Annotated in this window: 16 protein-coding genes; 5 read left to right on the top strand and 11 right to left on the bottom strand. The window is 32.0% G+C overall.

The genetic code is table 11. The features are described from left to right. Positions 1–113: 113 nt before the first annotated feature. Positions 114–1,205, top strand: a complete 1,092-nt coding sequence (locus tag AC2D8K_RS00420) for a prephenate dehydrogenase (protein ID WP_484697791.1) — start codon at positions 114–116, stop codon at positions 1,203–1,205. Between the two features lie 97 nt (positions 1,206–1,302). On the opposite strand, the gene AC2D8K_RS00415 is transcribed toward AC2D8K_RS00420, so the two are convergent. Next, positions 1,303–2,565, bottom strand: a complete 1,263-nt coding sequence (locus tag AC2D8K_RS00415) for a Y-family DNA polymerase (protein ID WP_002451326.1) — start codon at positions 2,563–2,565, stop codon at positions 1,303–1,305. 151 nt (positions 2,566–2,716) lie between these two features. Here AC2D8K_RS00415 and AC2D8K_RS00410 point away from each other — a divergent pair, with 151 nt between their 5' ends. Continuing rightward, positions 2,717–2,902, top strand: a complete 186-nt coding sequence (locus AC2D8K_RS00410) for a 2-hydroxymuconate tautomerase (RefSeq protein ID WP_002451325.1) — start codon at positions 2,717–2,719, stop codon at positions 2,900–2,902. Positions 2,903–2,952: 50 nt separating this feature from the next. On the opposite strand, the gene AC2D8K_RS00405 is transcribed toward AC2D8K_RS00410, so the two are convergent. Further along, the gene (locus AC2D8K_RS00405; protein ID WP_023375268.1) at positions 2,953–3,957 is read right to left on the bottom strand and encodes an LCP family protein; all 1,005 of its coding nucleotides are present in this window, start codon (positions 3,955–3,957) and stop codon (positions 2,953–2,955) included. Between the two features lie 136 nt (positions 3,958–4,093). Here AC2D8K_RS00405 and msrA point away from each other — a divergent pair, with 136 nt between their 5' ends. Further along, complete coding sequence (gene msrA, locus AC2D8K_RS00400; protein ID WP_002451323.1) at positions 4,094–4,606, top strand: peptide-methionine (S)-S-oxide reductase MsrA; 513 nt, start codon at positions 4,094–4,096, stop codon at positions 4,604–4,606. A gap of 78 nt (positions 4,607–4,684) precedes the next feature. On the opposite strand, the gene mprF is transcribed toward msrA, so the two are convergent. From mprF to parE, 6 genes are all read right to left on the bottom strand, one after another. Then, positions 4,685–7,207: a bifunctional lysylphosphatidylglycerol flippase/synthetase MprF gene (gene mprF, locus AC2D8K_RS00395; protein ID WP_002451322.1), complete on the bottom strand. Its 2,523-nt coding sequence runs from the start codon at positions 7,205–7,207 to the stop codon at positions 4,685–4,687. A 246-nt stretch (positions 7,208–7,453) separates the two neighbouring features. Continuing rightward, positions 7,454–8,620: an AI-2E family transporter gene (locus tag AC2D8K_RS00390; protein WP_162489510.1), complete on the bottom strand. Its 1,167-nt coding sequence runs from the start codon at positions 8,618–8,620 to the stop codon at positions 7,454–7,456. 273 nt (positions 8,621–8,893) lie between these two features. Further along, a complete protein-coding gene (gene glcT, locus AC2D8K_RS00385; RefSeq protein WP_002451319.1) occupies positions 8,894–9,742 on the bottom strand; it encodes a glucose PTS transporter transcription antiterminator GlcT in 849 nt (282 codons plus the stop codon). A 231-nt stretch (positions 9,743–9,973) separates the two neighbouring features. Then, a complete protein-coding gene (gene alsT, locus AC2D8K_RS00380) occupies positions 9,974–11,443 on the bottom strand; it encodes a glutamine transporter AlsT (RefSeq protein ID WP_002451318.1) in 1,470 nt (489 codons plus the stop codon). Positions 11,444–11,645: 202 nt separating this feature from the next. After that, on the bottom strand, positions 11,646–14,051 hold the full coding sequence (gene parC, locus AC2D8K_RS00375; protein WP_002451317.1) for a DNA topoisomerase IV subunit A: 2,406 nt from the start codon (positions 14,049–14,051) through the stop codon (positions 11,646–11,648). Beyond that, the gene (gene parE, locus AC2D8K_RS00370) at positions 14,048–16,042 is read right to left on the bottom strand and encodes a DNA topoisomerase IV subunit B (protein ID WP_037552163.1); all 1,995 of its coding nucleotides are present in this window, start codon (positions 16,040–16,042) and stop codon (positions 14,048–14,050) included. Before parE ends, parC begins: the two co-directional genes overlap by 4 nt. Positions 16,043–16,251: 209 nt before the next feature. Between parE and plsY the strand changes: the two genes are divergently transcribed. Together plsY and AC2D8K_RS00360 are read left to right on the top strand one after the other, a co-directional pair. Continuing rightward, the gene (gene plsY / locus AC2D8K_RS00365; protein WP_002451315.1) at positions 16,252–16,860 is read left to right on the top strand and encodes a glycerol-3-phosphate 1-O-acyltransferase PlsY; all 609 of its coding nucleotides are present in this window, start codon (positions 16,252–16,254) and stop codon (positions 16,858–16,860) included. 237 nt (positions 16,861–17,097) lie between these two features. Beyond that, entirely contained in the window at positions 17,098–17,394 is a 297-nt protein-coding gene (locus AC2D8K_RS00360; protein WP_002451314.1) for a HesB/YadR/YfhF family protein, read from the top strand. A 73-nt stretch (positions 17,395–17,467) separates the two neighbouring features. On the opposite strand, the gene menI is transcribed toward AC2D8K_RS00360, so the two are convergent. The 3 genes from menI to AC2D8K_RS00345 form a co-directional block, all read right to left on the bottom strand. After that, a complete protein-coding gene (menI, locus tag AC2D8K_RS00355) occupies positions 17,468–17,935 on the bottom strand; it encodes a 1,4-dihydroxy-2-naphthoyl-CoA hydrolase MenI (RefSeq protein ID WP_002451313.1) in 468 nt (155 codons plus the stop codon). A 101-nt stretch (positions 17,936–18,036) separates the two neighbouring features. Further along, positions 18,037–20,742: an aconitate hydratase AcnA gene (gene acnA / locus AC2D8K_RS00350; protein WP_002451312.1), complete on the bottom strand. Its 2,706-nt coding sequence runs from the start codon at positions 20,740–20,742 to the stop codon at positions 18,037–18,039. A 295-nt stretch (positions 20,743–21,037) separates the two neighbouring features. Continuing rightward, positions 21,038–22,678 (bottom strand): glycine betaine uptake BCCT transporter, encoded by a 1,641-nt coding sequence (locus AC2D8K_RS00345; RefSeq protein ID WP_002451311.1) that lies wholly within the window; start codon positions 22,676–22,678, stop codon positions 21,038–21,040. Positions 22,679–22,835: the final 157 nt, after the last annotated feature.

The following is a 22,835-nucleotide window of genomic DNA, read 5'->3' as shown; positions in this document are numbered from 1 at the left end:
AACTTTAGTTTAGACTATTTATTTGTTATATACTAATCATATTCTTATTGATTCCATAAACTTACTCATTTACAATATTAGTATTCTGAAAATTCCGAAATAGGTGATTACTTATGCAAAATATTTTATTTGTAGGACTTGGTTTGATTGGTGGGAGTTTAGCAAGTAATTTAAAATACTACCATCAAGACATTCATATTACAGCTTTTGATGCTGATGAATCTCAATTAGATAAGGCTTTATCTATTGGTATCATCGATGATAAAACAACTCATTATGAGCAAGCAATTAAAAAAGCTGACATGGTTATATATGCTACACCTGTCGAACAAACTGTTCATTACTTAGAACATTTACCACAACTCAATACTAAAACCAATTTAATCGTTACAGATACAGGAAGCACTAAATCAACTATTCAAGCATTTGAAAATATGTTGTTAAAACACGATATTCATCTCATTGGTGGACACCCGATGGCTGGTAGCCATAAGTCTGTTGTACTCAATGCTAAAAAACATCTATTTGAAAATGCTTACTATATTCTTGTATTTAATCAAGATGCTAATAAGCAGGCAGCAGAAAAGATTAAAGATTTACTAAAACCTACATTAGCGAAATTTATTTTCACTGATGCTAATGAACATGATTTCGTTACAGGTATCGTTAGTCATGTTCCTCATATTGTCGCATCAAGTTTAGTTCATCTCAGTGCTAATCAAGTAGAAAAACATCGTTTAGTACAACAATTAGCTGCAGGTGGATTCCGTGACATCACACGAATTGCTAGTAGTAACGCTGAAATGTGGAAAGATATTACATTAAATAATAAAACTTTCATCCTAGATATATTACAAGATTTACAAGATCAAATTTCCTCAATTTCATCTATGATATCTTCTTCTAATTCAGAAGGTATTTATAACTTTTTTGCTCATGCAAAAGATTATCGCGATCAATTACCCGCTAAACAACAAGGTGCACTTACTACTGCGTATGATCTGTATGTCGATATTCCGGATAAACCGGGTATGATTAGCAAAGTTACTCACATACTAAGTTTACATAATATTTCTATAAGCAACTTAAAAATATTAGAAGTGCGTGAAGATATTTATGGTGCGCTACAAATTAGTTTTAAAAACCCTGAAGATCGAGAACGTGGTATTCAAGCATTAGATCAATTTGATACTTATATAGAATAGCAACTTCACTTATCAACCTGAGACACCTCAATGTAATGTCTTAGGTTGTTTTTTTTTAGTATTTGAGAAATCCTCATCGCTATCGTGGAATACATTACTACATTTTATGTCCTGCCATGAGTCCTAAACGTCCATGTTTTGTACCAGCTTCAGTATAAGATATCGCTTTAGAAACAATGCCCTTTCCGTATTTCACATGTAAATGATCAATTGTTTTGGCTAATTTTTCATCTCTCTTACGCTCGTATTCATCGATGAATAAGTTCATTTGTCTTTCGTTTTCATCTATAAATTGTGTGAGTGACACACTTAATGTACGATATAAAGCTTGTTTGTCACATAATTGATTGGCAAAATAATTCACTACTTTAAAAATATCTTTTTCTAAGTTAGTTCCTTCTTCTAATGTATACTGCTTATTTACACCACCTTCATCACTATATCCAAATGAAAAATGTATGGTGCGTGCTAATTTTTTTCGTGTTCGAACTCTACTCGCTACATCCTCAATTAACTCTTGCATCACCACTTTCGCTTCTTCAAATTCGTAGTCTCTCATCAAAATTTGACTTTTACATATGGACGGATTATTCACTTTATATTTTTCTCTCATCTTACTTTGATCAATGCCATTAGCATGAAGATGCATATCTACGCCCAATATTCCAAAATCTCTTCTCAAATATTGATATGGATATTGAGCTAAATCACCTACTGTAAAAATACCTCTTTTATTTAATTTAGCTTCTGTTTTTCTATTAATTCCCCAAAAATCTCTTAACGGTTGAATAGGCCACAGCTTTTCAGGGACATGTTGATAACGCCATTCAGCTACACCATTTGCTGTATGCTTTGCTTCAATATCCATAGCCACTTTACTTAATAACATGTTTGAACCTATACCAATCGTACATCTAATACCTGTTTCTTCATGAATTTCTTTCTGTAATCTTTCGCAAAATGCTTGCACGGTTGAATTAAATCTATGATAACTATCTGTCACATCCATAAAAAATTCATCGATGCTATATTGATGTAAATCTTCAGGCGGCACATATCGCAAAGCAATCTTAGATATAGCAACTGATACGTTAAGATATTTTCTCATACTTGGATTAATGATATATATATCATTACGATGCGGTATTTCAAATAATCTTGATCCTGTCTTGACGCCTAATTCTTTAAGTTTAGGTGTCGCTGCTAACACCACCGAACCCTGTCTTTTAGTATCTGCGACTATTGCTAATTTTGTCGTTAGTGGATCTAACCCTTTCTCTATACAAGATACACTCGCAAAAAAACTCTTCTGATCAATACAAAGTACATCTCTATCTTCTAATAAATGATAGTCATACATGATTACCCCTCCCTAATACAATTTCATTATATACGAACATGTGTTCTAGTTCAAGTGTAAAAAGAACTTTTGTTCTTATTTATAAATATGTATTTTTATTGATAATTCATGCTATACTAAAGTTGTAATAAGAATATTGGAGGAATGACATATGCCAATCGTCAACGTTAAATTATTAGAAGGTCGTTCAGATGAACAACTTAAAGATTTAGTTACAGAAGTGACAGCAGCTGTAGAAAAAACAACAGGTGCCAATAAAGAAGCAATCCATGTCGTTATTGAAGAAATGAAGAAAAGTCATTATGGTGTTGCTGGAGTTAGAAAATCAGATCAATAAATATGTAAAGAGCCTCACATTGACATCGTCAATGTGAGGCTCTTTGAGTATTACTTTTTATTATTTTTATCATCGAAAAAATCTTGAATTGCTTTTTTGTTTTTCTCTTTATCAATTTGCAAGGCACTACCATCATTATTAGTAGTAATATCTTGATATGAGTTCTTAATAGGGACTGTTAATGAATCTACATTTTTATCGCCTCGAACACCGAAACTTATTCCAGTTTGAAACATCGCAGAATCAGGCATATCTGTATTAACATATCCTCTAAGAATTCCCGCTACTTTAGGTAACTTAGCAACTGTACCAAAATTCACTAATTCAGATTTAAGTGTTTGCATCACCTGTTGTTGACGACGTACACGCCCGAAATCGCCTTCTGCATCATGACGAAATCTAGCATAACCTAATAATTCTTTACCATTTAAACGATGATGTCCTTTTTTCAATGATACACCAATATTTTCAGACATATCTTTTTCAACATCCATTGGAACACCATTAGGTTCTAACTCATCTATCATTTTTTCGAAACCAGTAAAATCAACAACTGCATAATATTCAGGATTAATACCTAAGTTTTTATTTAAGGTTTTTCTTAATAATTCTGGGCCACCTAATGAATATGCAGCATTAATTTTATATTTATCGTAGCCAGGAATATCAGCATAAATATCACGCATTACTGACATCATTTTCATTTTTTTATGAATATAGTCATATTGAACAACCATAATTGAGTCTGTACGTGATTTACCGCCCTGTGCTTTATCTGCACCTAAAACTAATACAGAAATTTTACCGTCATTTTTTACTGGTCCGTTAAATTCATGTACTTTAATATCTTTCGCATGCTTTTCCGCATACTTTACACCACTATTATAACCATGAGCAATGTATGCAATTATAACGATGAGAATAATTAAAATAAATAAAATAATAAAAGGTAATTTGCGCACTCTCTTTTTCTTTCGTCGCCTAGAAGGTGGAGTTGATGTACCTGCTTGTCGTTTATACTCAGTTTCTTCTCTGTTATCCTTCTGTTCTCTCATATTTACCTACCTTATACCTTTAAAATTACAATTCTATCATCTATAATTAATATGTATTAACGTTATAGAAAAAGTATACAAAAAGCAAGGATTTTTTTAATAAATGGTACTAAGGTCCAATGAAAGGGTGTCATAAATGAATATAAATACTGCATATTTTGCGGGTGGGTGCTTTTGGTGTATGACAAAACCTTTTGATACATTTGATGGTATAGAACAAGTAACATCAGGATATATGGGTGGAGACATAGCCAACCCTACATATGAGCAGGTTAAAAGTGGCACTACTGGACACTATGAAACTGTCAAAGTTGAATATGATGTTGCGTTATTCTCATACAATAAATTATTAGAAATCTTTTTCTCTGTCATTGATCCACTAGATGACGAAGGTCAATTTCAAGATAGAGGGTCTCAGTATCAAACAGCTATTTTTTATTCCAACGAACATCAGAAAAAATTAGCTGAAGCGTATATCGCAGCAATGCAAGATACAATCAATGCAGATAAAGCGATTGCTACTAAAATTTTGCCTGCAACAACATTTTATAAAGCTGAAGCATATCATCAAGATTTTTATAAAAAGCAACCAGAAAGATATGCCAAAGAACAACAAGACCGTGAAAATTATAAGAAAAACTCAATCTAGTATAGATTGATATTGAAGATTAACACAAAAGCGATTGACGAAACCACTCAGTTTCATCAATCGCTTTTCATTGTATATTTATTTATGACGAATAACTCTCATCACTTTAATCATTGATTGCCATAAAGATGCATTTTTTCTATAAACTAAGAATCTCGGCTCCCAATTTGGACCATATTTTTCTTTATAACGTCTTAAACCTTGGAAACGATATAAACCGTTAAAATGTTCAAAGACTCTACCAGCTAGTCGTTCTCTAAGATATGAGTAATGCAATTGACCAACATTAGAAAGTGTTGCCATCCCCATATTAAATGAACGATAACCCTTTTCTTTTCCCCATGAAAGCATGTGTAAATATAGACCATCCATTAACGGTAAGTCTAATTCAGGTAACCAACGAATTAAATCAACTGAAATTGCATCATTAAAGTATGTTGGCATGAGTGTACAAAACGCAATGATTTTCCCTTCTTCATTACGCATAATACCAATTGGTGCTTTAGACAAATATGCTTCACTAAATTGACCTACTGAAAAATGCATTTCATTTCTGCCATCTAACCATTGATCACTCACATGTTGTAATGTTTCAATCATTTCTTTAGAAAATGGTGGTTCAATAACTTCAAATTTAATATTTAAATCATCAAACTTATTTAAAGTAGCTCTAAATCCACGACGTTTTTTACCTGAAGTCGTAAACGTTGTTAAATCAATAATTGCTTCTTCTCCTAATTTAAAGAATTGATTTCCAAAATTATGATAAAGTGGCATGAATCGATCGCTTACTTGATAAAAGATAATATCATAACCATAGTATTCTGCATATTCATAAAATGCTTCTAATAGAGATTCAAAGGATGAAACATCTCCAACTGGATCCCCTAAAACAACTAACGCATTAGATTTATATCGATACATTAAAAAGGCAGACTCATTATCATGAACAAAATAATCTTTATCTCCACTATAGATAAGATGTGTTAAATAATTACCACCATGTTCATGAATAATTTGTTCACAAATAGTTAAATCTTTATTTTGATTTGATTTGGCATAATGATAATCAAATAACCATGCAATTGACGCCACAATTAATGTAATTAAAGCTATTGTTATCCAGAAATAATATCTTAAAACTGTGGTATCAACTTCAAGATTATACACATCTAATGCATATAACGTGCTAGAGATTATAATATGATTGATATAAAGTACAATCAAACTGATGATTACTATTACAAATACGTTTTTTAGTCTCAATGGTCGTTTTAAAACTTTGGCACGTCGATAAGCAATAATTAGTAACACAAAAATAACTATTAACCATGTCAAAAGTAAGAAAGAAGCATAAGTATATATCGTTGCAGCAAAAATTAATACAACTGATATAATAGCAAAAATAATAGCACGTCGGCTTTGTTTAAATATGCCTTTAACATTTAACATTAATAATAGACAGGCACTAGTATGAACAGACAATGTTATATAATACACGAAGTGGTTATCATCATATAATCCATCATAAATAATAGTTAAATTATTAATGAAGAATATCACACTCGTTAAAAACACTAAAATTGCTAATGAAAATGATGGAATTTTAGATAAAATATCCTTTTGATATGACATTAAGAATGATGTGACATCTTTTGCAGGTACAAAATATTTAGAGCCTTCGATGTATTTCTTAGCAGTGTTACCAAATTCAAATGAAGATAATACTAATGCAATAGCTACTGGTACAAAGTAATATGCGAAACGATAAAGTAATAACGCTAATAAAATATTCTCCTCATTTATACCAAGTGATTTAAATCCGAGTAACACGACTAAATCAAATGCACCAAAGCCCCCAGGAATGAAACTTACTAGTCCTGACAAAGCTGCAATAATAAAGACTCCGATAAAATTCATAAATGAAATATCAATACCCACGATTAGTGCTGAGAAATAGAGAACTACAGCCGCCGCCATCCACTCTATACATGACACTAAAGTACAATAAACACCCATAAATCGATTATTTTTATCTGCGGGTTTCATAATAGTGTAAATAATAAATATTGGTAAAAATAAAGCAACAATATATAAAATCCAACGAACCCATGAAATTCGATCTAACATGTCAGATGCATTAAAAACATGAAAAACGACTAAAATCGATAATAAGCTAAGGCCTGTTAACATTGAAATGAGAATAATAGATATATAATGTACGAGTTTCTTATTATCTTCAGTATAATTTTTATAAACAAATGCTCTTAACCCGGCACCGATAAATCCACCGAATCCGACAATAGCATTTAAAGCATTAATAATATAACTCACTCTAAAAACTTTCGTTAAAGACATATCTAATTTTAAAGATTTGACAAGAATAATATCGTATAAAGATAAAATTAATAACGATGCTCCCCCACCGGCAAATAATAATACTAACCACAAACGATTGATTTTGCCAAATTGCATCAATGTATCTTTAAAATTAATGGTTGATAATTCTCGATATAATGTGAATACTACAAATATAAATAGAGCTGCAGCAAACACAAATTTTAAAATAGATAATAATTTACTTTTATTTTCTTGGGTCATTTTTTCACTTCGATTCTAATTAATTCTTCTATATAGCAAAAATATATCATAAGCATATGATAATTAGAATATAAATAACTCTAATTATACATAACATTATTGTCATATCTTATGTTAGCTAAAGTCACTACAATAAAACATTTTACTTTAATAAAAAAGGATATCTTAGAAATTAGTAAGCTAAGAACAATATTAAATGCCCTACTTGTTCTCACATTCATTTCTAAAGATATCCTTGTATCATAACTACTCAGAGTAGTCTTGATCTTTATTCAATTGATATTCCCCAGCATCTTCTCCATAGTAACGATTATATCTACGTTTGAATAATAGGAAGACATGAGAAACTAAAACTTTTAATACTGCATATCCAGGTATACCTAAAATAACACCTACAATACCTAACAGGTTACCTGCACATAATAAAATAAAGATAATTGTTAGAGGATGTATTTTTAAAGTTTTACCCATAATATTTGGCGAAATGAAGTGTCCTTCAAAGAACTGAACTAATGTCCAAACAATTGCCAATTTAAGTACCATTAATGGAGATGTAATAATAGCAATAATAATCGCTGGTGATATCGCAATTGTAGGACCTAAATATGGTACTACACTCGTTACAGCTGCGATACATGCAAGAATTAAACTATATTTTAATCCAATAATTGAATAACCGATAAATAATAATACACCTATACAGAATGAGACAATAATTTGTCCTTGAATATATGAACCTACTTGAACACTCATTTTTTCAAGCAAGTCATGAAAATCTTTTCTGAATTTTGGTGGCATAATATTAGTCGTAAAATCTTTGAACTTATGACCATCTTTTAACATAAAGAATAATACAAATGGCGTTGTTACAATAACTACACCAACATTAGCAACAGCTTCTGCAAAAGTTGCTAGTTTTGAACCAAAACCATCAAAATAATCTGATAACATTGTAGGTATTTTCTTCGTTAATGAATTAAGTTGGTCGTTGATTTGACTATAATAGCCAGCAAAAATTGAATTACTAGTTAATTTATTGATTGTATTCGTAAATTTTTTGAAATATTGAGGCGAATTATTAATAAAACTTCCTAATTGTGAGCCAATAACCGGAATTAATAAATTAACAATTAATGCTATAATTCCCACAATCGCAATATAAATAATCATAATACCCACTAATCGTGGTATACGATAACGTTCCATCAAATTCACAAGTGGATTAAACAAATAAAATATAATCAATGAAACAATAATAGGTGCAGCAATCGTATTAAATATAATAATAAACGGCTCAAACACATATGAAACTTTATCAAATATAAATATTACAATACCTAAAAGTACAAGTGCTAATAAGCCATAAATTAAATCATTGCCGCCTAAAAATCGCATAAATCTTGTTTCAGACATACTGAAATTAGTTTTAAACTTTCCAGATGCCTTATTTTCTGTAGTCTTATTTTCATTCGACATTTGACATCACCATACCTTCAAGTTACCTCTCTTTATTCAATTCATAAAACAATTAAGATGATTAAAATAACTAACACTTATCATAACATAATTCATACAACTAAGGCGTATAAAAAATTTAATAAAATAAATATAACTGGTTTCAATCATTGCATAGTTAATACTGCATCAATTTAATGAATAGAACTATTAAAATACAACTAAGTATGATTAATCACGATTGATTTGCGCTTCAAAATGGTGAATGTGTAATGTTAAATAAATCACTTCAGCTTCATTAATTGTAATATCGAATTCCATTTGAATCAATTTTAAAATTTTAAAAGCTGTGGAATAGCACTGTGGGTAATGCTTTTTAATCATTTCAATGAAATCATTTTGTGCATGAATCGCTTCATTCTGTTTCAAACGACGAATAAGGAACTGAACATGTCTAATAAAACGTTGATATTGTACTGAGGATTGATCAACTTGATGATTTAAATCAGATTCAATGATTGTAATACTCTTATTAATTAATTGATTGATTAACGACATTTCTCGCATGGATAATTCTTCTGAATTAGAAGCAATATGTAAAGCGATAAATCCAATTTCATCTTCTGGAAATTGAACATCTAATTGTTGATTGAGTCTTTCTATTACTTTGGCTGCTAATTGATATGCATCACTATATAAATACTTAGTCTCCATAGCAAACGGATTACTAATGAGTTGATTTTGTTTTAAACGTTTATACGCAAAAATAATATGATCAGTTAAGGCAACGACTAGATTTTTATCATCAATATCTAAAGTCGCGTTTGTGATTAAATTGACTGATTCTATGACTGCTTGCAGTACATGGTCATCCGCCATTTCAACCAATGTCTTATAATGCTCTTTATGTTTATCTTGATCAAGCTTATACACTTTTTCAATGGAAGCTGATTCATCTAAAATCAAACCTTGCTTTTTATTAAAGCCAATACCTTTTCCAATGAGTACAACTTCCTGATCTTTATTCGTGCATATGATAACGTTATTATTGAGAATTTTACTTATTTTGTATTTCCCCATCATTATCACCTTTCCTGCTCCATTATTAAAATTATAAAGCTAAATGATATAAATGAAAAGAAAATACATTTTTAAATCTTTTTATTTATAAAACTCAATTTTACTATTATCAAAGTACTTTAATTTCTAGTTACAAAAATTATCCTGCACAATACTAAAGAGTTCATAATCAATAACTTACGTTTTAATAAAAAAATCCTGAGACATTGATATACGTCTCAGGATTTATCATTACTTATTATTTTTATTTGCTTTATTTGTTGCATTGATACCCCAAGATTCAATTCCAAATAAGTTGATCTCAAGGTTTTCTGGTTTGAACACAGGATTTTTACCTGCTTTACGTTGCATTTGATAATCTTTCATTACTGCAAAAGCAATATTAGAAAGTCCAATAATAGAAACAATATTAACAATTGCCATTAGTCCCATAAATAAGTCTGCTGTACTCCATACTGTTTCAGTTTTAGCAACTGCACCAATGAATACAAGTACGACTACAAGACATCTAAAAATGAAAATAATTGTCTTATTATTTGAAAGGTATTCTATATTAGATTGTCCATAATAGTAGTTACCTACTACTGAAGAAAAGGCAAATAGTGTAATTGCAACGGTTAAGAAAATACCACCTGCTGAACCTAAATGTTCATTTAAAGCAGATTGTGTAACTGCCACACCTTGAGGTGCATTTTCTCCAAATTTTAATCCAGAATATAATAAAATCATGATTGCTGTAGCTGTACATACAAGCATAGTATCAAAGAATACACCTAATGATTGAATTAAACCTTGTTTAACTGGATGAGGTACGGCAGCTGTTGCTGCTGCGTTTGGTGCAGAACCCATACCTGCTTCATTTGAGAATAAACCACGTTTAATACCCTGTAATATAGCAGCACCTACAGCACCACCAGTTACTTGTTCAAAACCAAAAGCACTTTTGATAATAGTACCAATCATTGGAACGATTTGATCTAAGTTTAATAGTAAAATGATTAAAACCATACCAATGTATATGATCGCCATAATAGGAACGATTAATGATGATAATGTCGCAATACTTCGAACACCACCAAAAATAATGATAGCTGTAATGACAGCTAGTACAATTCCTGTAATAACTGGGCTAATATGATACTGAGTATTTAATGATTCAGCAATCGTATTTGATTGAACTGTATTAAACACAAATGCGAAGGTAACTGTGATTAGAATCGCAAATACAATACCTAGCCATTTTTGGTTTAATCCTTTAGTTATGTAATATGCTGGTCCGCCTCGGAACCCACCATCTTTATCATGTACTTTATAAATCTGTGCTAATGTTGCTTCCATAAATGCACTTGCTGCACCTATAAATGCAATAATCCACATCCAAAATACTGCACCAGGGCCACCTAATACAATTGCTGTTGCTACACCAGCAATGTTTCCTGTACCAACCCTTGAACCTGCACTAATTGCAAATGCTTGGAAAGGCGAAATACCTTTTTCGCCACTTTCTAATGTTTCAGGTTTCTCAACTAATGCTCTAAACATTTCAGGTAACATGCGAAGTTGCACAAATTTAGAACTGATAGTAAAGAAGAAACCAGCTGTAAGTAACAATCCAATTAGATATTGAGACCAAATTAAATCATTCCCTACTTGGACAAAATCTTTAAACCAACCAGGAATTAAACTATCAAAATCTTTCAAATAAATCCCTCTCATCTATAAATAAAATTCATATCTTAAAAATTCAAGAGATTCATATTATCATATAGCAATCTAATTAAATAATGATTCAAAGTATCAATACTTAACACTAGATTGTTCAATTTAATATAAACCTCTTGAACGCTTTAATTGTTATTATTATATTTTATTCTATCATCTTATTCATGTATTGCATATACTTTTATTGTAAGTACATACCTTTAACTTCACCAAAATCATCAATATCTACAATAAACGAACCGTTCGTATATTGTTCAGATTTGTGAATTGACGCAATTTCGCCACTCTCTTGATTGTTATCTGAGTATAATGTATATGTCGTATGATTAGCGCGGACAACATCAGCTGCTACAATTCGATGCGGCGCCTTTTTCAATTCTTTAAGTAAAGTTATACCTCTTTGTGCACGTTTAGCTTCTTGTAATACTTTGAATCCAATATGCTTAATTGCACCACGTTGAGTAGCCATCATCACTGATTCTGAGTGGTTAATCATTTGAGTCATTACTACGAAATCTTCATCTTTTAAATTAATAGATTTAACACCAGCAGCACGAAGACCTGTATCAGATAGTTCATTTGTAGAATAAGTTAGTGACATACCTTTGTGCGTAACCACTGTAATCAATTGATCTGATTCTACTCGCATGATGTTAATCACTTCATCTTGTTCTTTTACTTTCATAGCAATTAATGGCTTGTTATAGCGTGTCGTTTTAAACTGCGGAACGCTACTTTTCTTAATCATGCCGTTGCGCGTAGCCATAATATAAAAGGCTTCGCGTTGGTTAAAGTCTTTCTCATTAAACACATCAATCACTTGTTCATCTTCATCAATAGAAACAATTTGTGACACATGTTGTCCTAACTCTTTCCATCTAATTTCAGCTAATTTATGAACAGGAATGAATAAATATCTACCCTTATTTGTAAACACGAGTGCAGTATCCTGGGTATTTACATCAAGATACTTTAATAAGCTGTCCCCGTCTTTTAAGCCTACTTCAGAAACGCCACTTGCGTTAAAACTTCGTGTGGACGTACGTTTAATATAACCATGTCTTGTCAAGCTCAATACTACTTCTTCACTTGGTACCATAACTTCTTTATCAATTTTAATTTCAGAAATTTCCGCTTCAATTGTAGAAAGACGATCTGTTTTAAATTTCTTTCTAATTTCAGTCAATTCATTTTTAATCACATTTAATAATGCATCGTGATCATCTAAGATATGACGTAAATCTTTGATTAAATTCGATAATTCATCATGCTCTTGTTCTAAAGCAACAATATCGGTATTTGTTAAACGATAAAGTTGTAACATCACAATCGCTTCTGCTTGAGCTTCAGTAAAGTCAAATTCAGCAACTAAGTTATCTTTAGCATCTTTTTTATTTTTAGAATTACGAATAAGTGCGATGACTTCATCCAATATTGACAATGCTTTCATTAAACCTTCAACAATATGCATGCGTTTTTCAGCATGTTCTAAATCAAATTTAGTTCTATTGGCCACCACTTCAATTTGGTGATTGATATAACTATCAATAATTTGTTTAATACCCATTAATTTTGGTCGGCCGTCACTAATTGCTACCATATTAAAGTTGTAAGATATTTGTAAGTCAGAATTTTTATATAAGAAATTTTTGATTGCTTCGCTATTAACATCTTTTTTAAGTTCTATAGCAATACGTAAGCCAGTTCTATCTGTTTCATCTCGAACTTCAACAATACCGTCAACTTTCTTATCCGCACGTAATTCATCAATACGTTTAACTAGACTACTTTTATTCACTTCGTACGGAATTTCAGTCACAATCAATTCTTTACGTCCATTGCGTAGTTCTTCTTCGTCTACTTTTGAACGTACCACAATCTTACCTTTACCTGATTCATATGCCTTTTTGATACCATCTAGACCTTGAATAATGCCTCCAGTTGGAAAATCAGGGCCTTTCATGTATTTCATTAATTGGCTCACAGTAATATCAGGATTATCAATATATTTTAAAGTCGCTTGAATAACCTCACCTAGATTATGCGGCGGAATATCAGTTGCATAACCTGCTGAAATACCAGTAGAGCCATTAATTAATAAATTAGGGAATCTAGCAGGTAATACCATAGGCTCTAATGTTGTATCATCATAGTTTGGAATAAATGACACGGTTTCTTTATTGATATCTCTTAACAGTTCTTCAGATAATTGACTTAGCTTAGCTTCTGTATAACGCATCGCTGCTGGTGGGTCATTATCAATACTACCATTGTTACCATGCATTTCAATTAAGACATGTCGTAACTTCCAATCTTGACTTAAGCGCACCATGGCATCATATACTGAAGAGTCACCATGAGGATGATACTGACCAATGACATCCCCGACAGTTTTAGCACTTTTACGGAAATTTTTGTCGAATGTATTACCACTTGAATACATCGCGTATAGAATACGACGCTGTACTGGTTTAAGCCCGTCACGAACATCTGGTAATGCTCTCTCTTGGATAATATATTTACTATATCGTCCAAAACGGTCACCTATTACATCTTCAAGTGATAAATCTTGAATTATCTCACTCAATTCGTTTCATCCTCCTCATAGGTTTCATTTTCCAAAATTTGAACTTCAGTATTATCTAAAATACTTAAATCTTCTTGCATACCAAATTCAACATGATTTTCAATCCATTCTCTACGTGGAGCTACTTTATCTCCCATTAACGTTGTTACACGTTTTGAAGAGCGTACTTCATCTTCAACTTGAACTCGAATCAACGTACGTGTATCTGGATTCATTGTTGTTTCCCATAATTGTTCAGGGTTCATTTCACCTAAACCTTTGTAACGTTGTAATGAGAATCCTTTACCAAGTTGCTTTTGTAATTTATCTAATTCATCATCTGTCCAAGCATATTCTACTTTCTTAGATTTACCTTTACCTTTTTCTAATTTATAAAGTGGAGGTAATGCTATAAAGACTCGACCTGCTTGTACTAAAGGTTTCATATATTTGAAGAAGAACGTTAATAATAACACTTGAATATGGGCACCATCTGTATCAGCATCGGTCATAATGATAATTCGACTATAATTACTATCTTCAATTTTAAATTCATTACCAACACCTGCACCAATGGTATGAATAATCGTGTTGATTTCTTCATTTTTAAAGATATCTTCTAATCTAGCTTTTTCAGTATTAATGACTTTACCTCTTAATGGGAGTATCGCTTGAAATTTACGATCACGACCAAGTTTAGCCGAACCACCAGCAGAGTCACCCTCTACTAAATAAAGTTCATTTTTCTCTGTATTTTTACTTTGAGCAGGTGTTAATTTACCTGACAATAACGTATCTTTTCGTTTGTTCTTTTTACCAGAACGTGCATCTTCACGTGCTTTACGTGCAGCTTCTCTAGCTTGTTGTGCTTTAATCGCTTTCTTCACAAGCGATTTAGACAATTGTCCTTTTTCTTCAAGATAAAATGGTAATTTTTCAGAAACAACTGAATCTACAGCACTTCTAGCTTCTGATGTACCTAATTTAGATTTAGTTTGTCCTTCGAATTGTAATAACTCTTCAGGAATTCTTACAGAAACGATAGCTGTTAAACCTTCACGTATATCATTCCCATCTAAATTTTTATCTTTTTCTTTTAATTCATTGATACGTCTCGCATAATCGTTAAATACACGTGTCATAGCTGTTTTAAATCCAACTTCATGTGTACCGCCATCTTTAGTACGCACATTATTTACGAAACTTAAAATACTTTCAGAATATTGATCGTTATATTGGAAAGCCACATCAACTTCGATGCCATTAGAAGTACCTGTAAAAGTTGTAACCTCATGAAGGACTTCTTTACCTTCATTGACATAACTTACAAATTCTTTAATACCTTCTTCGTAATGGTAATATTCTTCTCTTTCTTTACCACGACGTAAATCAATTAATTTAATTTTTAAGTTTTTTAATAAGAATGCAGATTCTTGTAAACGCTCACTTAGAACATCAAAATTAAATGATGTTGTGGCTTTGAAAATTTCAGGATCTGGTTTAAACGTTACTTTTGTACCCGTTTTCTTTGTTTTTCCTTCTTTGAGTAACTCTGTCGCAGGCACACCACCATCTTTAAAACTCTGTTTATAAATATTACCGTCTCTATGAATTTCAACTTCTAACCATTCACTTAGTGCATTAACTACCGACGCACCAACACCGTGTAGTCCACCAGATGTTTTATATCCACCTTGGCCAAATTTGCCTCCAGCATGTAATATGGTAAAGATAACCTGAACAGTTGGTTTACCTGAAGCGTGAATACCTGTTGGCATCCCACGACCATTATCTTCTATTGAAATACTATCATCTTGGTTTAGGATAACTGTTATTTCATCCCCGTAACCATTTAATACTTCATCGACGGAGTTATCGACAACTTCATATACTAGATGATGCAATCCACGTTTATCAGTTGATCCTATATACATCCCCGGTCTTTTTCTAACAGCTTCAAGGCCTTCTAAAACCTGTATAGAATCATCTGAATAATGATTTTGTTTATTCATTGCCAATGATTTCGCCCTCCTACAAACGTACGTTCGTTTTTAAAACTATACAATAGTTATTCTTATATAAATCTGTATAAATTGCAAGTGTCATCTTGATAATTCAGTTTATTTTAATGATTATTCATTTTTAAATTATCAATTTTTATTGTTCTAAAATAAGGGGTATATGGTAAAATAGTGCTAAGTTACTAAAGGATGTGTATTTTATGATGATCGTCGTCATGTTAATACTAAGTTATCTTATTGGTGCTTTTCCAAGTGGTTTGGTTATTGGAAAGCTATTCTTTAAGAAAGATATAAGACAATTTGGTAGTGGCAATACTGGAGCAACAAATAGTTTTAGGGTATTAGGTAGACCAGCAGGATTTGTGGTAACCTTCTTAGATATTTTCAAAGGTTTTATCACTGTATTCTTCCCTATTTGGTTACCAGTCTATGCTGATGGACCTATAAGTACATTCTTTACCAACGGACTAATTGTAGGTTTATTCGCAATACTTGGCCATGTATATCCTATATATTTAAAATTTAAAGGTGGTAAAGCAGTTGCTACGAGTGCTGGGGTAGTTTTAGGAGTCAATCCCATTTTATTATTAATTTTAGCTGCAATTTTCTTTTTAGTGCTAAAAACATTTAAATACGTGTCCTTATCAAGTATCGTAGCAGCCATTTGTTGTGTGATAGGTTCACTCATTATACAGGACTACATTTTACTTGCAGTCAGTGGAATTGTTTCTATAATTTTAATTATACGCCACAAAACAAATATTGTCCGTATCTTTAAAGGTGAAGAACCTAAGATAACATGGATGTAAATTAAATAAACAAAGTTATGAGCGCTTAGTTAGGTATTTGTTAAATAGATATCTTACTAAGCGCTTTTCTATATTGTAATCAATTGTACACAGATGATTTTATATTTTTGTAAGTATTACGTTTTAAATATAGTGTTTAAAAATATATTAGAATGATAGGCTATGCTATAATTCTAATATCACTAAAATTGACAATCCATCTAGTAAAATATAGAGATTTAATATGGAGGAGATTAAATGAAAATTGAACTTACAGATCAAGCAGTTCAATGGTTTAAAGATGAATTTGACTTACCTGAAGATAATCAAGTATTACATTTCTTCGTACGTTATGGTGGCGAATTTCAATTAAAACAAGGATTCAGCCCAGCATTTAATGTTGAAAACAAATCTGATGTTGAGGTTGCTTACGAAGAGGATTATAACGGTTTAACGATTGTTATATCTGAAAAAGATTTATGGTACTTTGAAGATGATCATATTGTTGTAGATACAGTTGATCATGAAGATGAAATTTCATATACAAAGAAATAGAAATATTATATAGCCCTAGAATGCATTTATAAAGCACTCTAGGGCTATGTTTAATATGTCTTATTAGTTTAAATTATAAATGATCAATACCATTAGTGACTTCCTCGTTGATGCCTTCTTTATTTAAACCTTCAACTTTACTATATGTTTCATGCCAATCTGCAAAATAACGATCTAATCTAATCGGTCTAAATGTATCAGCTTTCATACAAATTAACTCAGTATAACCTGTAGTTGCAAGTTCGCCCTGTTCATTAAAAATTTCATATCTATATACAGAACGTAATCTAGAGTATTTTTCAACCCAAGTTTTAATGGTAACTTTTTCAGGATAAAAAATTGATTTTTTATATTTGATATTTAAGTCTGTAACTGGAGAAATGATCCCTTGCTTTTCCATATCAGCATAGCTAAATCCTAGTTTTCTAATGTAATCTGTACGAGCTACTTCAAACCATGTTGCATAATTACCATGATAAATCACGCCCATTTTATCTGTCTCTTGATATCTTGGTTCAATTTCAGTCAAACTATAAATCATTTAAGTCCAATCCTTCCTTAACTATTAACATTACATATATAGTTTAGCATAAAAAAACAGTGCTAACCTAAACGTTAGCACTGTCAAAAGTCACTTTGTGATTATTGAGCTAATTTATTTCTTAATACCATTTGTAGAATACCGCCATGACGATAATAATCTAATTCTACTAATGAATCGAAACGAACCATTGCTTCAAAATCAACAACTTCTCCGTTTTCTTTCTTAGCATGAACAGTTACTAAGTCATGAGGTTTAACTGTTTCATCGATATCTACAGAAATTTCTTCTTTACCTTCTAAACCTAGAGAATCAGCTGATTCACCTTGTTTAAATTGTAATGGTAATACACCCATCATTACTAAGTTTGAACGGTGGATACGTTCATAACTTTGTGCGATAACAGTTTTAACACCTAATAAGTTTGTACCTTTAGCAGCCCAGTCACGAGATGAACCCATACCGTAATCATTACCTGCTAAAACAGCTAAACCAGTACCATTTTCTTTATATTTCATAGCTGCATCATAGATAGGCATGATTTCTCCTGTAGGCCAGTATGTTGTAAATCCACCTTCAGTACCTGGCGCTAATTGGTTTTTAATACGGATATTAGCGAAAGTACCACGTACCATTACTTCATGGTTACCACGTCTTGAACCATAAGAGTTAAATTCTCTAATTGGAACATCATGGTCTAATAAATATTTACCTGCTGGTGTATCTTTACCAATCGCACCTGCTGGAGAAATGTGGTCAGTTGTAACTGAGTCACCAAATTTACCCATAATACGTAAATCTTTTAATGGTTCAATAGTTCCTGGTTCTTTAGATAAACCTTGGAAGAATGATGGATTTTGAATATAAGTTGAATTTGGATCGAAATCATATAATGGTGCGTCAGTAACGTCGATTTCATTCCACATTTCATTATTTTCGTATACATTTGCATATTCTTCTAAGAATAATTCTGGTGTTACGACACTATCAACTGTATCTGCAACTTCTTTGATACTTGGCCAGATATCTTTAAGATATACATCTTCACCATCTTTACCTTTACCAATAGGTTCATTGTGTAAATCGATATCAACTGTTCCAGCTAATGCATAAGCTACAACTAATTGTGGTGAAGCTAAGTAGTTAGCTTTAACTAATGGATGAATACGACCTTCAAAGTTACGGTTACCAGAAAGTACAGAAGTTACTAATAAATCTTCGTCAGCTACTGCTTTTTCAATTTCAGGTAATAATGGGCCTGAGTTACCGATACAAGTTGTACAACCATAACCAACTAAGTTGAAACCTAAGTCATCAAGATATTCTTGTAAACCTGAATCTCTTAAATATCCAGTAACAACTTTTGAACCTGGAGCTAATGAAGTTTTTACATAATCAGGTACTTTCAAGCCTTTTTCAATTGCTTTTTTAGCAACTAGACCTGCACCTAACATAACGTATGGGTTAGATGTATTTGTACATGATGTAATCGCTGCTATTGCAACATCACCAGTTTTCATAGTTGAAGTTCTACCGTCATTGAATTTGATTTCAGCTTTCTTATCAAATTCACTTTCATCTAAACCGTGACCTTGGTTACCAGCTGGAGCTGTAACTGATTTTTCGAATTCAGTTTTCATGTCACTTAAGAAGATTAAATCTTGTGGACGTTTTGGTCCTGATAAAGAAGCTTGAACTGTAGATAAATCTAAATCAATCACTTCAGTATATTCAGGATCTTCATTTTCAACTTGGAAGAACATATTATTTTGTTGTAAATATTCTTTTACAAGTGCAATATGATCATCTTTACGACCAGTTAATTTCATGTATTTAAGTGATTCTTCATCAACTGGGAAGAAACCACAAGTTGCACCATATTCAGGCGCCATGTTTGCAATTGTAGCACGGTCAGCTAATGGTAAGTTTGTTACACCTGGACCGAAGAATTCAACGAATTTACCAACTACGCCACGTTTACGTAACTCTTCAGTTACACGTAACGCTAAGTCAGTTGCTGTTGAACCTTGTGGTAATTCATTGCTTAATCTTACTCCAATAACTTCTGGAATTGGGAAGTATGAAGGTTGTCCTAACATACCTGCTTCGGCTTCAATACCGCCGACACCCCAACCTAATACACCAATACCGTTAATCATTGTTGTATGAGAGTCAGTACCAACTAATGTATCCGGGAACGCAGTTTGTTCGCCATCAACATCACGAACATGTACAACATTCGCTAAGTACTCTAAATTTACTTGGTGAACAATACCAGTTGCTGGTGGTACAGCATTATAATTATCGAATGCTTTAGTTGCCCAGTTTAAGAATTGGTAACGTTCATAGTTACGTTCAAATTCTAATTTCATATTACGTTGTAATGCATCTGGATTAGCATAGCTATCAACTTGTACTGAGTGGTCAATAACTAAGTCTACTGGTACTTCAGGGTTAATTTTATTAATATCCCCACCAACATCATTCATTGCTTTACGTAAAGACGCTAAGTCAACTACAGCTGGTACACCAGTGAAGTCTTGTAAAATTACACGAGATGGTTTGAAAGGTACTTCACCTTCGTTACCTTTTTTGCCAAATTCTGCTAATTGTTTAATGTGATCATCAGTAATTACAAAATCATCTTCCTGACGTAACACAGATTCTAGTAATACACGGATTGAATAAGGTAACTTTGAAATTTTAGTTAAACCTTGTTCTTCTAATGATTTTAAATCATAGTACGTGTATGATTGGCCATTTAAATCAAATTGTTTCTTTGCTGTTTCTTTAAAGTTAGAAGCCATTTGATATCCCCCTTGAATTTCTATATATTTATATGCCTTAGTTAAATTGTATTATTATATGTTTTCGAACACAACTGTATAGGTATATAAAGGAGTCATTTTTCATTTCGCATTTTTAATCAGGTTATATAAGTAAAACTTATTATGACGCATTTGTACTATAAGTTATTTTTATTAATTGAGAATGGTTATCAATCGCAAGTAATTATTATTTTATATGCTTGAAACATAAAAATAGCTATCAACAAAATTGTTGATAGCTATAAATCCACCTTTAAGTAGATAATTCATTCCATTATTCTTCTTTTTCACGATTACGTCTAGATTCACGTTTTTCTAAAATATCAGATTCGTAATCCTCTTGTTGATATTTAACATATTCTTCTAATCTGTGTTTATTAGGAGTTAATGTTAATCCTAAGAATTTACGTTCCTTATTAGCATCCTTGTAGAAACTGATCATCATTAATATGACGACAAAGGAGAATGGGAACGCACTAATAATGGCGGCACTCTGAATTGCGTTGAGTGCTTTTGTTCCATCTCCGCCACCAGCTAATAATAATACAAAGGCAATAAGTGCTTGAGCAATACCCCAAGTTACTTTAACCATCCTACTTGGATTTAATGAACCAAATGTTGTTTGCATACCTAATACGAATGTTGCTGAGTCAGCTGAAGTAATAAAGAATGAAGCAATTAAAATAAGTGCAATAAATGATAATACAATACCTAATGGTACGTGGTTGAATACACCAAATAATTGTGTTTCTGGAGTCATTTTGAATAAATCTGGATGTTTCTTACCAGTTTCGATACCAAGAACACCAAATACACTGAACCAGATGAAACTAACAATCGCTGGTACTAATAGTACACCAGAAATAAATTCTCTGATTGAGCGTCCTTTTGAAACTCTGGCAATAAACACACCAACGAATGGACTCCAACTTAACCACCAGCCCCAGTAGTAAAGTGTCCACGTAGACATCCATTCACGTTTTTGTCCATTTAACGCTGCAGTATCAAAACTATTAAATAAGAATGTATTTAATAAGCTACCTGTTGAACTAGTCATCATGTTTAAGATTAAAACAGTCGGTCCAATAATTAATGTAATGATCATTAATAAAGCACCTAATCCGATGTTAAGATTACTTAAATATTGGATACCTTTACTTAAACCTGACCAAGCACTTGCAATAAATAAGATTGTAACTATTACAATAATAATAGCTTGAACCCAAGTTGTATTCGGTACGCCAAATAAGTAATTTAAACCACCGTTGATTTGTAATGCACCCATACCAAGTGATACGGCTACACCAACTAATGTAGCAAATACTGAAAGTACGTCGATGAATGTTCCAATAGGTCCTTCAACTTTATCACCTAAAATTGGACGTAAAGTTCTAGATAATAATCCAGGCTCTCCTTTACGGAATTGTGCATAAGCAAGTGCCAATGCTACAACACCATAAACAGCCCATGCATGGAATCCCCAATGGAAGAACGTTGAACGTAATGCTTCTGTGTAAGCTTCTGTCGTTTTCGGATCAGCATCAGGTGGTGAAGCAAAATGAGACATTGGCTCGGCTGCACCATAAAAGACTAAACCGATACCCATACCGGCACTGAATAACATCGCAAACCAAGAAATAGTATTAAATTCCGGTTTGTCATTTGGTTTACCTAATTTAAGTTTCCCAATTGGACTTAAGATAAGGAAAATACAGAAGAATACTATAATCGTAGTTAGAATTAAGTAATACCAACCTAGTTTATCTGTTATCCACATTTTGACTTCATTCGTTACTGTGTCAAATTGTGTTGGGAAAATAGCACCAATTAATACAACAATTGCTGCGATAATTGCACTATAGATAAACACCGGAGAAATCTTCTTACCGTTCTTTTCTTTAGAAGAAGAATTCATAATTAATTACTCCCTTCATATCTATTATTAAATTTTCAAACTAGTAAAATTAAAATATTCTTTTTTTATCTTAAAACATTTAATTTTACTAAAGCACTACTATAGGATAACAAACGTCCTATTTAGAATCAAATTTGATTAAATTTCCTATTTGCTA

This window comes from Staphylococcus sp. 510, from assembly GCF_057219715.1.
Note: the sequence above shows the minus strand (reverse complement) of the source record. Positions and strands in the feature narration are given on the sequence as shown.